Annotated in this window: 12 protein-coding genes; 4 read left to right on the top strand and 8 right to left on the bottom strand. The window is 58.5% G+C overall.

Annotated elements, in window-relative coordinates; translation table 11 throughout:
• The first annotated feature begins 439 nt into the window (after positions 1–439).
• On the top strand, positions 440–2,011 hold the full coding sequence (locus BMY49_RS08490) for an AbgT family transporter (RefSeq protein WP_089675387.1): 1,572 nt from the start codon (positions 440–442) through the stop codon (positions 2,009–2,011).
• A gap of 109 nt (positions 2,012–2,120) precedes the next feature.
• Here BMY49_RS08490 and rpoD read toward each other — a convergent pair whose 3' ends face one another.
• The 3 genes from rpoD to rpsU all read right to left on the bottom strand — a co-directional run bounded on the left by rpoD (position 2,121) and on the right by rpsU (position 6,467).
• A complete protein-coding gene (gene rpoD, locus BMY49_RS08485; protein WP_044629663.1) occupies positions 2,121–3,977 on the bottom strand; it encodes an RNA polymerase sigma factor RpoD in 1,857 nt (618 codons plus the stop codon).
• A 209-nt stretch (positions 3,978–4,186) separates the two neighbouring features.
• Positions 4,187–6,064: a DNA primase gene (gene dnaG, locus BMY49_RS08480; RefSeq protein WP_089675386.1), complete on the bottom strand. Its 1,878-nt coding sequence runs from the start codon at positions 6,062–6,064 to the stop codon at positions 4,187–4,189.
• Between the two features lie 187 nt (positions 6,065–6,251).
• Positions 6,252–6,467, bottom strand: coding sequence for a 30S ribosomal protein S21 (gene rpsU, locus BMY49_RS08475; RefSeq protein ID WP_016416934.1), 216 nt, complete (start codon positions 6,465–6,467; stop codon positions 6,252–6,254).
• 200 nt (positions 6,468–6,667) lie between these two features.
• Here rpsU and tsaD point away from each other — a divergent pair, with 200 nt between their 5' ends.
• A complete protein-coding gene (tsaD, locus tag BMY49_RS08470) occupies positions 6,668–7,711 on the top strand; it encodes a tRNA (adenosine(37)-N6)-threonylcarbamoyltransferase complex transferase subunit TsaD (protein ID WP_089675385.1) in 1,044 nt (347 codons plus the stop codon).
• A 37-nt stretch (positions 7,712–7,748) separates the two neighbouring features.
• Here the strand turns inward: tsaD and plsY are convergent, their stop codons facing one another.
• On the bottom strand, positions 7,749–8,318 hold the full coding sequence (plsY, locus tag BMY49_RS08465; RefSeq protein WP_044629666.1) for a glycerol-3-phosphate 1-O-acyltransferase PlsY: 570 nt from the start codon (positions 8,316–8,318) through the stop codon (positions 7,749–7,751).
• Between the two features lie 101 nt (positions 8,319–8,419).
• Here plsY and folB point away from each other — a divergent pair, with 101 nt between their 5' ends.
• Positions 8,420–8,800 carry a dihydroneopterin aldolase gene (gene folB / locus BMY49_RS08460; protein ID WP_044629667.1) on the top strand — a complete coding sequence of 127 codons (381 nt, stop codon included), beginning with the start codon at positions 8,420–8,422 and terminating at the stop codon, positions 8,798–8,800.
• On the top strand, positions 8,797–9,342 hold the full coding sequence (folK, locus tag BMY49_RS08455; protein WP_044629668.1) for a 2-amino-4-hydroxy-6-hydroxymethyldihydropteridine diphosphokinase: 546 nt from the start codon (positions 8,797–8,799) through the stop codon (positions 9,340–9,342). The genes folB and folK overlap by 4 nt, the downstream gene beginning before the upstream one ends.
• Positions 9,343–9,347: 5 nt before the next feature.
• On the opposite strand, the gene BMY49_RS08450 is transcribed toward folK, so the two are convergent.
• Genes BMY49_RS08450 through rsmA form a run of 4 tightly spaced genes read right to left on the bottom strand, consistent with a single transcriptional unit; the run spans position 9,348 to position 12,536 of the window.
• On the bottom strand, positions 9,348–10,475 hold the full coding sequence (locus BMY49_RS08450) for a polynucleotide adenylyltransferase (RefSeq protein ID WP_089675384.1): 1,128 nt from the start codon (positions 10,473–10,475) through the stop codon (positions 9,348–9,350).
• Entirely contained in the window at positions 10,476–11,291 is an 816-nt protein-coding gene (locus BMY49_RS08445; protein ID WP_089675383.1) for a symmetrical bis(5'-nucleosyl)-tetraphosphatase, read from the bottom strand. It lies immediately after the preceding gene.
• Between the two features lie 22 nt (positions 11,292–11,313).
• Positions 11,314–11,691, bottom strand: coding sequence for a Co2+/Mg2+ efflux protein ApaG (apaG, locus tag BMY49_RS08440; RefSeq protein WP_058577498.1), 378 nt, complete (start codon positions 11,689–11,691; stop codon positions 11,314–11,316).
• The gene (gene rsmA, locus BMY49_RS08435) at positions 11,688–12,536 is read right to left on the bottom strand and encodes a 16S rRNA (adenine(1518)-N(6)/adenine(1519)-N(6))-dimethyltransferase RsmA (RefSeq protein ID WP_054645097.1); all 849 of its coding nucleotides are present in this window, start codon (positions 12,534–12,536) and stop codon (positions 11,688–11,690) included. Before rsmA ends, apaG begins: the two co-directional genes overlap by 4 nt.
• Between the last annotated feature and the right edge of the window lie 8 nt (positions 12,537–12,544).

Raw genomic sequence — 12,544 nt, 5'->3', positions numbered from 1 at the left:
CAATGGATGCGACGCCGACTACGTTGCGTGATCTGGCGGCAATGGAAGCGCCCACAAACCCGGCGCCGGAAACTCCTGGCACTGGGTCTGGACGAGCAACGTGCCTGGAAGTCAGCGGGAAATGGTCGAGGCCCTTGGTGGAACGCCGGAGCGTCGCACATGAATCAGGCCCTGCCACGGAAGTGGTTCGACCGTCTGGGTCTGATCTCGGTACTCGATACGGTAAGATGGCTTAGTCGTTCTTCATGAACCGCCGTGGTACGGAACCGTATGCCCGGTGGTGTGGGAGGGCGCCGGGGGTGACCCCGGCCCCTACCCGATTTTTACATCTCCCTATACGTAAAGCCATTTGCGCCGCTTGCATTATCAACGTAGTGTCAGCCACCAAACCTACATGGGCATTTTTGCTGAAAAATAACCTATCAACGATATAAATCTTATGACAAACCCACAAAATCGCGAAGAAAACCTAAAACGCGGAGCATTTACCCGCTTTCTCGATAGCGTCGAGTGGCTGGGAAATCTATTACCGCACCCGGTCACACTGTTTGCCATTCTGTGTGTACTGGTCGTTGTGGCGAGCGGCATTGCGGCAGCGCTTGGCGTTTCAGTCGCTGACCCGCGCCCCGCCAATGAGGGCGAGTGGATTGCAGTGAACTCACTCTTAAACGCGGAAGGTCTACGCCGCCTGGTTACCGAAATGGTGACTAACTTCACCAGCTTTGCGCCCCTGGGCACGGTACTAGTGGCCATGCTAGGGGTGGGAGTTGCCGAACACTCTGGCTTGTTGTCCGCTAGCATGCGCGCACTAGTGCTTAACCGTTCACCACGCATCGTCACCTATGCAGTGGTGTTTGCCGGAATCATGTCGAACATGGCCTCCGAGCTTGGCTATGTGGTACTGATTCCGCTAGCAGCGATGATCTTTCATTCCTTAGGTCGGCACCCGCTAGCGGGCCTGGCGGCGGCGTTTTGTGGCGTCTCCGGCGGCTACAGCGCCAACTTATTGATTGGCACCGTCGACCCGCTGCTCTCTGGCATTACCCAGGAAGCGGCACGGTTGCTCGACCCTACCTATTCAGTCGGGGCTGAAGCCAACTGGTTCTTTATGTTTGCCAGCACCTTCTTTGTGACTCTCATTGGCGGCTTGGTCACCGAACGCATTGTGGAACCTAAGCTTGGCAAATTCGATTCAGCCTATGCCGATAGCGATATCGACCAGCACCGTATGGAGGGTCTGACCGCTACAGAGAAACGGGCACTCAAAGGTACGGGCTTGGTCGCCCTGGCGCTGGTAGCGTTAGTGGCCGTCATGGTAGTCCCGGAGAGTGGCATTCTGCGGAACCCGGAGACGGGCCTTGTGAGCGGCTCACCCTTCCTGCGCGGTATTGTGGTTATCGTCGCCATTGCCTTCACCGTACTGGGCTTTGTCTATGGTCGACTCGCGGGCACCATGCAAAACGATCGCGATATCGTCGATGCCATGGCCAAAAGCATGAGCAGCCTGGGGCTCTATATTGTACTGGTGTTCTTTGCCGCTCAGTTCGTGGCGCTGTTCAACTGGAGTAATTTTGGCACCGTGACTGCCGTGGCGGGCGCTGACCTGCTGGACTCCCTTGGCTTGCGCGGCCCTGGCCTGTTTGCGCTGTTCATCCTCATGTGCGCCTTCGTGAACCTGTCGCTGGGTAGCGCGTCGGCGCAGTGGGCGGTCACTGCCCCTATCTTCGTCCCCATGCTGATGCTCATGGGTTACGCGCCCGAAGTCATTCAGGCGGCGTATAGGATCGGCGATTCCGTCACCAACCTGATTACGCCCATGATGAGCTACTTTGGCCTGATTCTCGCAGTGGCGACCCGTTATCGTAACGACATGGGCATCGGCACGCTGGTCGCTCTCATGCTGCCTTACACGCTGTTCATGCTGATCGGTTGGAGCGTGCTGTTCTTTATCTGGGTGTTTATTCTTGGCTTGCCGGTTGGTCCAGGCTCTGCCACTTACTACACGCTCTAAGCTTTAAACGGCATAACATAAACCGAAAAGCCCGCCGTTCAGAGAACGGCGGGCTTTTCGGTCTTCGTGGCGACTCTATTTCACCACTCACTCTTCACTACTCGCGGCTTTACTCGTCTAGGAACGAACGAAGCGGTTCTGAGCGGCTGGGGTGACGCAGCTTGCGCAGCGCTTTGGCCTCGATCTGACGAATCCGCTCACGGGTGACGTCAAACTGTTTGCCCACCTCTTCCAACGTGTGGTCGGTATTCATGTCGATACCGAAACGCATACGCAGGACTTTCGCTTCGCGGGCAGTCAAGCCACCCAGCACGTTGCGGGTTGCTTCGATCAAGCCTTCGCCGGTGGCCATATCGATCGGCAGCAACATGGTGCCGTCTTCGATAAAGTCACCCAGGTGCGAATCGTCGTCATCACCAATCGGCGTCTCCATGGAGATCGGCTCTTTGGCAATTTTAAGCACCTTACGTACCTTGTCTTCGGGCATTTCCAGACGCTCGCCCAGCTCTTCCGGCGTCGGCTCGCGCCCCATCTCTTGCAGCATTTGACGGGAGACGCGGTTGAGCTTGTTGATCGTCTCGATCATGTGGACCGGAATACGAATGGTCCGCGCCTGATCGGCAATCGAGCGAGTGATGGCCTGACGAATCCACCATGTCGCGTAGGTCGAGAACTTGTAGCCACGACGGTATTCGAACTTGTCTACCGCCTTCATCAAGCCGATGTTGCCTTCCTGGATCAGGTCCAGGAACTGCAGGCCACGGTTGGTGTACTTCTTGGCAATCGAGATTACCAAGCGCAAGTTCGCCTCAACCATCTCTTTCTTGGCGCGACGAGCTTTTGCTTCACCAATCGACAGCTTGCGATTCACCTCTTTGAGGTCGGCAACCGAGAGCTGCACCATGTCCTCTTCGAAGGCAATCTTACGCTGAGCGCGGGCGATATCGGCACGCAGTGGCTCTAAGCGGTCAGCGTACTTGGGATGCGCTTCTTGGAAGGCGTCCAGCCACGTCGGATCCGACTCGTGGCCCGGGAACGACTTGATGAACGTCTTGCGCGGCACCTTGGCTTTCTTGACGCACAGCTGCATGACCGCTTTTTCTTGGGCACGCACCTGTTCAACGCTGATACGTATCTGACCGACCAAACGCTCAAAGTGTTTAGGCACCAGCTTAATCGGCGAGAACAGCTCCGCTAGGCGGGCTTGTTCAGCCTTGAGCTCAGCGCTACCCCGACCATGCTTGGCCAGCACTGCTTCAACGGCAGCATTTTGCTCACGAATCTGCTCAAAACGTGCCTTCGCCTCTTCGGGGTCCGGGCCACCTTCACTGGCGGTAGTGTCGTCCTCTTCGTCGTCATCGTCGCTGTCGATATCGTCATCATCGCTCAGCTCAGTCTCAACGACAGGCTCCGGCACTTCCGCTTCAGCAACACCCGGAATACCTTCGTCGGGGTCGATAAAGCCAGAGAACAGGTCAGATAGGCGCCCAGGTGCTTCTTCATCCTGGGTAGCGTCGTAGGCTTCGAGAATAGAGGCAACTGCACCCGGCAAATAAGCCAGTGCGGACATCACTTCCCGCGTGCCTTCTTCGATCCGCTTGGCGATTTCGATTTCGCCTTCACGGGTCAAAAGCTCAACCGTTCCCATTTCACGCATGTACATGCGCACGGGGTCGGTGGTGCGACCTACGTCGCTTTCCACGGCGGCGAGTGCCGCAACGGCCTCTTCCGCAGCGGACTCGTCCGTGGAGTGATCCGACATCATCAAAGTGTCTTCATCTGGCGCTTCCTCAACGACACTAATACCCATGTCGTTGATCATGCCAATGATGTCTTCCACTTGATCCGGGTCGGCGATATCCTCGGGTAGATGGTCGTTGACCTCGGCATAGGTCAGGTAGCCCTGCTCCTTGCCGCGCGCGATCAACTCCTTCAGACGTGACTGCTGCTGCGCATTTCCAGCCATAGAAACCCTATCTCGACGAAGAAGAATGAAACACCTGGGGCGCTGAATCGATTAAACTCAACAAGCCGAACAGTATAGCGTAAATAACGGGATTTTTTCCAGCGAAACGTATTTGCGCGATCATTCAGGTGTGTTAGGTTGTTCGGTTAGGCCAGCGCCTGGCGACTAACCCTGTATGTGGTGTTGAAGCGTCGTAATTCAACCCCTAGCTATGTATTGCTCTTGGCTGGTCTGTCTCCTGAGCGCTGAACCAGCTCCATCATCAGACTTGCCAATCGCTGACGCTGCTCCTTATCCAGTTTCTGTCCAGAGCGCTCAAGCGCCAGCAGCGCATCGTACTCTTCCTGAGGCGAGCGCTTGCGCTGCTTTTCTAGCAAATGCTCGACCAAACCATTGAGCTCCGCCTCCCGAGTGCTTTTCGGAATCAGCAGCTCACGCTGGGCGAGCTCGGCCAACACCCGACCCTCATGGCTACCCTGAAAATGCGCCAGCACCACCTGCGGACTCCGGTAGCGCCCGGCGCGCAGCAGCGCGATCAAATCGCGACACAGCGATGCCTCTTCGCTGTGGTCGGGTAGCCACTCCAATGTCTCGGGCAGCACCGTCACCAAGCGTGGTTCGTGAAGCAGTAGCTGTACGATCCGAGCCACCATCGATAGCGCCTGCAGCTTCGCTCCCTGACGGCGGAGGACAGCAGGGTGTGAAGCCTCGTCCGCCACTACCGGCTCGAGCGGCGCGTCATCCACTGGCTCCCACTGCGGCGATGCGCTGCCGGCAGCGGTGCGCTTATCCAGCAGCGCCTGAAGCTGCGACTGGGCCAGTCCGCTGCGTTTGGCCAGTGACTCGAGCAGTAGCGATTTCAGCATACCGTCAGGCACCTTGTTCAGCGCCTCTAGCACTTGACTCGCAAATCGCTCGCGCCCTTCCACGGTATTCAAATCGCGCCCCTGGGCGGCCTGCTCGAAGAGAAACTCCGAGAGCGGCATCGCACAGGTCACACGATCCTGAAATGCTTCGCTACCCTCGCGACGCACCAGTGAATCAGGGTCATCGCCATCGGGCAGAAATAGGAAACGCGCCTCGCGCCCATCGATCATCTGCGGGAGTGCGGTTTCCAACGCGCGACTTGCCGCCTGACGGCCAGCACGGTCACCGTCAAAGCAAAACACTACTCGGCTCACCAAACGAAACAGGCGGCTTAAGTGGTCTTCCGTGGTGGCAGTTCCCAAGGTGGCGACGGCGTTATGAATGCCGTACTGGGCCAATGCCACCACGTCCATATAGCCTTCGACCATCACCAGCTGCTCGAGTTTGCTGGACGCTTGGCGCGCCTCATACAAACCATACAGCTCGCGCCCCTTATGAAAGACAGGGGTTTCTGGAGAGTTCAGGTATTTAGGCTGCTCATCCCCCATAACACGGCCACCAAAGGCGATGGTTCGGCCACGCAGATCGCGGATGGGAAACATCACCCGGTCACGAAAGCGGTCATAGGTGCGGCCGGTATCTTCCCGGTGAATCAGCAGGCCGTACTCTACCTGTACCGACTCGCCGATACCTTTTGCAGACAAGTGCTGTTTGAGCGCCTCCCAGCCACCCGGTGCATAACCAATACCATAGGTGTCGATGACCTCTGGCGACAGTCCACGGCCCTGCAAGTAGCGCTGGGCACTCTGGCCCTCCTGCATCTTTAGCCGCTCGCGGTAGAAACTGGCAGCCACTTCCAACAGGTTAACGCCCTCTTTACGCTTCTTCTCACGCTGCTGAGCACGCGGGTCATCCGCCCCCTCGCGGGGTACTTCGAGCCCTAAACGTCCAGCCAGTTGCTCTACCGCCTCGGGGAACGGCAGCTTGTCGTACTCCATCAAAAAGCGCAGCGCGTTGCCATGAGCGCCACAGCCAAAACAGTGGTAGAACTGTTTATCGGCACTCACCGTAAACGACGGTGTTTTTTCCTGATGGAAAGGGCACAAACCGGAGAAGTTACGACCCGCTTTCTTGAGCTGCACGCGCTCGCCGACAACCTCCACCACGTCAACGCGGCCGAGCAGATCGTCAATGAAACGCTGTGGAATTTGGCCTGCCATGAACTGCGGGCATCCTCGCGCGAAGCGCTAATGGGCGAGTCTAACGTCATCAGACAGCGCGCCTGATCACCTTAAACCGCGCAAAACACACATCACAGAACGAAAAACAAACGGCCACCTAGTGGCGGCCGCTTGGCATCCCTCTTGAGACAACCAGCCAACTGCTCTGGCTCTCTCCAGGTACGGATCAATAGAGCCGTTCGAAACGCTTACGCTCACGCTGCAACTTCTTGGCGTGACGTTTTACGGCAGCTGCCGCTTTGCGCTTGCGCTCAGCAGTCGGCTTCTCGTAGTGCTCGCGACGACGTACTTCAGACAGAACGCCAGCTTTTTCGCAAGAACGCTTGAAGCGACGCAGGGCGACGTCAAACGGCTCGTTATCACGTACTTTTACAGAAGGCATTAAGCACTCACCTACCTTAAGGAGTCTTGAGTTCGGATAGTTCGCACACCGAACACAACGGTGTACGACCCAGTTTTACAGCGCACAGTAGTCTAGTCGCGGTTGGCGATCTTTGCAAATGCTTACGCCCCTCTACTGCCATAATGCTAGACTAGCCGGTTTGTAACCTCTGCCTTACCACCTACACGAGTTCTTTTGCCATGCGCGTACTGGGCATTGAAACGTCTTGCGATGAAACTGGCGTCGCTATTTACGATACCGCGTTCACCGGCGGGCGCGGCCTGTTGGCCGATGCGCTGTATAGCCAAATCGCCATGCATGCGGAGTATGGCGGCGTCGTGCCTGAGCTGGCCTCTCGGGATCACACCCGTAAACTGCTGCCTTTGATCGAGCAGGTACTACAGGACGCGAATCTGACAAGAAACGACCTGGACGGTATCGCCTACACTGCCGGACCGGGCCTGGTTGGTGCCTTGATGGTGGGCGCTAGCACCGCTCACGGCATGGCCAAAGCTCTGAACATACCGGTGCTGGGCGTTCACCACATGGAGGGCCACCTGCTCGCCCCGATGCTGGAAGATGACGCGCCGGAGTTCCCGTTCGTGGCCCTTCTGGTCTCGGGCGGCCACACTCAGCTAGTCGAAGTACAGGGGTTAGGGCACTACCAACTGCTGGGGGAGTCGGTGGATGACGCCGCCGGGGAGGCTTTCGACAAGGCCGCCAAAATGCTCGGCCTTGCTTATCCAGGCGGCCCGCTGGTCGCAAAGCTTGCCGAACAGGGCGACCCAAAGCGCTTTCGTTTTCCGCGCCCAATGACTGATCGTCCGGGGCTGGACTTCAGTTTCTCAGGCCTTAAAACCCACACCCTAACGGCCATTCGACAGCTAGAAGCGGCAGACGAACTGGATGATCAGGCGAAGGCCGACGTTGCGCGAGCCTTCGAAGAAGCCGTCGTCGATACACTGGTGATCAAATGCCGCCGCGCCCTTGACCAAACCGGCCTAAAACGCATCGTGATGGCAGGCGGCGTCAGCGCCAATACGCGCTTGCGTGAACGGCTAGCGCTGGAGACCCAAAAGCGCCAAGCCCGTGCTTATTACCCTCGCGGGCGCTTTTGTACCGACAACGGCGCCATGATTGCCTATGTCGGTGCGCAGCGCTTGGCAGCCGGCGAGCGTGATGACAACGGCATAATGCAGGCGACCCCTCGCTGGCCGCTCGATACGCTTACAGCACCACGGTAGCTCTCGCGCCTATCCGCGTAGGGCTATCCGCGTAGGGCTATCCGCGTAGGGGCGGCTCTTCCCCACGGCGTAAGCGGCGAATATTGAGGCCATGGCGGGCCAATACGAGCAGGCTAAAGCCCCCTACAACGCTGACGTAGCCGGGGGCTAGCCAGAGACACAGCAGCGGGGCCAGTAGCGCGCTAATAAGCGATGCCGCCGCCGCCGTGCGCAACCGCCACGCGAGTAGCGCCCAGCAAAGCGCCGTGATCAGCGCCACGCTGGGCACCAATACCAGCAACACGCCAAACGCACTGGAGACCGACTTTCCACCACGGAAGCTAAACCAAATCGGGTAGCTGTGTCCCAGCAGCACAGCCAAGCCGACAAGCCCCTGCAGCCATACCGGCAGCGCCAGCAGCTTGGCAGCCAGCACTGCAGGCACCCCTTTTAACGCATCGAGCAGCAGCGTGGCCGCGGCGAGCCTTGGACCATACAGGCGGAGCACGTTCGAAAATCCTGGGTTGTAAGAGCCGCAAAACCGTGGATCCGTCACACCGGCCCACCGACATACGCTCACTGCCGCCAGCCAACTGCCGCTTAAATAGCCGATCACTATCCATATCATGGCCTGCCCACCCTGGCATTAGCGGCCAACGCCGCTGCCTTACTGTCGTTTCTGGTCATCCTCAAGTACAATCGCCCGCTTGTTGACCCTGGGGAAGGCCTGTGGACCGCATTTTGATCGAAGCACTCACCGTAGACACCGTCATCGGTGTCTACGACTGGGAACGCACGATAACGCAATCGCTGAGCCTGGATCTATCGCTGGCAACGGATATTCGGCCAGCGGCCGCTACGGATGATTTACGCTTAACGCTTGATTATGCCGCGATATGCCAGCGAATCCAGCAGTTCGCCGACGAGCATCAGTTCGCCTTGGTAGAAACCTTCGCTGAACGTCTCGCCGCCTGCTTGCAACATGAATTCCCGATTAGCTGGCTGCGCATGACCGTCCGAAAGCCGGGCGCGGTGCCTCAAGCGGCAAGCGTTGGTCTTGAAATCACTCGCGGTACGCTGCCGGAGGCTACCAAGGACCCGAACTTATGAGCCTGGTAACTCTCAGTCTAGGCAGCAACATTGATCCCGACACGCATATTCGCCTCTGCCTGGATGCTCTAGAAGCTACGTTTGGCCGCCTACAGATATCGCGCATTTTTGAAAGCGAGCCCGTAGGTTTCAAGGACAGCCGCAACTTTTACAACTTAGTGGTGGCGTTTGATAGCGACTGGTCGGTGGGTGAGCTCCAGGCGTGGTCTAAGCAGCTTGAGATTGATCATGGCCGCACCCCCAACATGGCTAAATACAGCCCCCGTGCTCTGGATATCGACCTGCTGACCGTCGGCAGTGTCTGCGATACGATTGATGGCGTCGCCCTGCCCCGCGCGGAAATCACCCGCAATGCCTTTGTGCTCCAGCCACTCGCTGAACTGTTACCCAACGAGCGCCACCCCGCCTGCCAAACATCCTACGCTACACTCTGGAAGCGCTTCACATTAGGTGACCAGCGCCTGTGGGCGATTGATTTTCACTGGCGGGGCCGTTGGATTTCCCAAGCAGATCCGCAGCCTCGTGCGGCGATGCCGCGCTAGCGCGACTACCCCTCGCCTAACGCGCCTGCCACCGCCTTCTGCCGATGCTGGCGCAGCGCTTCTCCTAATGCCGCTCCCCGATACCCCTCGCTCAGCAGCGCTTGCGGGCTTACCGCTTGCGCTGCCTGCCACGCAGCGCGCAGCACAGCTTGGCGCTCAGGTGCCAGACGACTAACAAGCGCCAGCTGCGCCGCTACCTGGGCAGGTTTACGCCAGCCATCCAGCCGCTCCAGCCAGTGCAACACTCGCTCGCCGTTTAACGGTTCATTGAGCAACGCTTTAGTCAGCGCGGTATGGCGAGCCAACTGCGCTACTGAGTTGGGCAGCCGCAGCCTGCTCGCTAGCGCGTCGCGCTGCTCATCACTAAGCACCGATACCAATAGCGCATAGCGCCAGTGGGCCAGCGCGGGTGACGAGGTCTCAGGCGCGCTTGGTATTTCAGCGAGCGCGGCAGTCAACGTCTCGCCCTCGGCAAGCTCAGGCCACCAAGTGGCAAGCGCCTGGCACTCGTTTAGCGTGGTGAAATATTGTTCAGGATTGGGTTCACCCAATGCTTTCTCGGTTTCTATCCACACCCGCTCTGCGGCTAAGTGGCCAAGCTCACCGCTTTGGCTCACTTCACGCATCAGCGTGTGGGTATCTGGGGCAATGGTAAAACCCAAGTGAGCATAGCGGGCTAAAAAGCGCGCAGTACGCAGCACCCGCAGCGGGTCTTCGCTAAACGCAGGCGATACATGGCGCAGCAGGCGCTGCTCTATATCCTGCTGGCCGTGAAAGGGGTCTGTCAGTTGGCCGCCTGGCCCTTGGGCAATGGCATTGATCGTTAGGTCACGCCGGGAGAGATCCTCTTCCAGTGTTACATCGGGGCTGGCATACACCTCGAAACCACTGTAGCCATGGCCGGACTTACGCTCGGTGCGCGCCAGCGCATACTCTTCCGCGGTGTGCGGGTGCAAAAACACCGGAAAATCTCGGCCAACGGGTTTAAAGCCCCGCTGACGCATCGCTTCCGGTGTGGCACCCACCACCACCCAGTCGTGGTCCACTACTGGCCAGTCAAGCAGCGCATCCCGCACCGCGCCGCCTACCCGGTAAACGTCAAGCCCTTGGGTCAATGCATCCTGTTGAAACACTTAACGGCCTCCTTGCAGGCTCGGCACGCTAGTACGCTCACCGGTGTCCAGGTTCATCGCGGTGAGCGAGCCACCCCACACGCAGCCGGTATCTAGCCCTTGAACGTTGATCTTCGCATTCGGCGTGCGCCCTTCCAGTGCCGCCCAGTGGCCAAACAGAATGTGCAGATCATCCTGACGAGCAAATTGAAACCAGGGGGCAAAGCCTGCCGGTGCGCTATCGAGCCCCTCCTTGGCGGCAAAATCGAGGCGCTCCTGCGCATCAATGAAGCGCATGCGGGTAAACACGTTAACGATGCAGCGCAGGCGATCCACGCCTTCCAAGTCCTCCCGGAAACGGTCAGGCTGATTACCAAACAACTGGGTCAGAAACGCACCCGCGCTTTCACTGTGTAGCGCCGCCTGAACTTCACCGCTCAGCGCCAGAGCCTGCTCAGCACTCCAGCTCGGCAACACTCCGGCGTGGGTCATTAACGTATTGCCTTCTTGAACCGCCAAAGGCTGGCTCTGCAGCCAATCCAGCAGCGCTTCCCGCTGGGGCGAGGCGAGAATATCGTCCAGCGTATCGTTTTTCTTCAACCTGCCGCCCCCGCGGGCGACCACCAGCAGGTGAAAATCGTGGTTACCGAGCACACAGCGCACGGCACTGCCCAGCGCTTTAGCTTCCTGCAGGCAGGCAAGCGACCCTGGGCCACGGTTAATCAAATCCCCAACCAGCCAGAGCGTATCGTGGGTCGGGTTAAAGTCTATTGCTTCCAGCAGGCTAATAAATTCAACATGGCAGCCGTGCAGGTCGCCAATGACATAGATACTCATGGGCATTCCCGGCTAACAGAGTTCAGTGCAGTTGACGGGGCACCGCTAGACGAAAAGGCGAAACGGGCACATCAAAAGCCCGCTGGGTATACGTATTAAGCAGGGTGTAGGCACCCTCCATCACACCGACCGGCGTTTGCAAAATCGCCCGGCTGGTATAACGAAAACGCTGGCCAGGGCCAATCAGCGGCTGCTGGCCCACCACGCCCTTGCCACGCACCTCTTGGCTGTCGCCGCTGCCCTGGGTGATTTTCCAGTAACGCGCCATTAGCCGTACGCTGTGCGGGCTTTGGTTATGAACCGTCACCGTGTAGCTAAACACGTAGCGGGATTCACTGTCGCTAGACTCTGCGTCACGAAACTCCGGCGTGACGCTCACCTCAATGTCTAAACCGCTCAAGCCTCATCACTCCCCTTAGTATCACCGTTAGCCACTGCGCTGGCCGCCTCATCGGCGGCTACTTGGTTGGCAATTGCCACGTACTCCGCCACGGTTAGAGTTTGCGGCCGCCGTGCAGGGTCAATGCCTAGCGCTTCCAACGTGTCGGCACTCACCCGCCCTTTCAGGTTATTCCGCAGGGTTTTACGCCGCTGGCCAAAGGCCAGCTTCACCAGCTCGAACAGCAGCGTCGGGTCATCGGCGGTGTGGGGCAGGTGTTCGTGGGGCGTTAAGCGCACAATCGCGGAATCTACCTTCGGACGCGGTACAAAGGCTTCCGGCGGCACGATGAACAGATGGTCTACCTGGCAGTAGTACTGCGCCATGACGGAAAGACGGCCCCAGTCGGTGCTGCCTGGCTCGGCGGCCAAGCGCTCCACTACCTCTTTTTGCAGCATGAAGTGCATATCGGCGATGGCGCTGCCCATACTCAGCAAATGCACGATCAAAGGCGTGGAGATGTTGTAAGGCAGGTTACCCACTACCCTCAGCGCCGGGCCATCGCCCTTCAGCTCGGCAAAATCGAACTTCAGCGCGTCGCCTTCGTGAATCACGAACTCGGGGTAGTTGAAAAACTGCACCCGTAGGCCAGGAATCAGGTCGCGGTCGAGTTCGATTACTTCCAGCTTGCCAGTCGCCTCTAACAGCGGCGCCGTCAGTGCCCCTTGCCCAGGGCCGATTTCAACGAGTCGGTCACCTTCACGTGGCCCAATGGCGCGGACGATACGAGAAATAATACCGAGATCCCGCAGAAAGTTTTGACCGAAACGTTTACGAGCGCGGTGCTGCTGAGGCACTTGAGACATCTAACAGT

This window comes from Vreelandella aquamarina (genome assembly GCF_900110265.1).
Taxonomy (GTDB): domain Bacteria; phylum Pseudomonadota; class Gammaproteobacteria; order Pseudomonadales; family Halomonadaceae; genus Vreelandella; species Vreelandella aquamarina.
The sequence above is the reverse complement of the archived record's forward strand: the minus strand, read 5'-3'. Positions and strand labels throughout refer to the sequence as shown.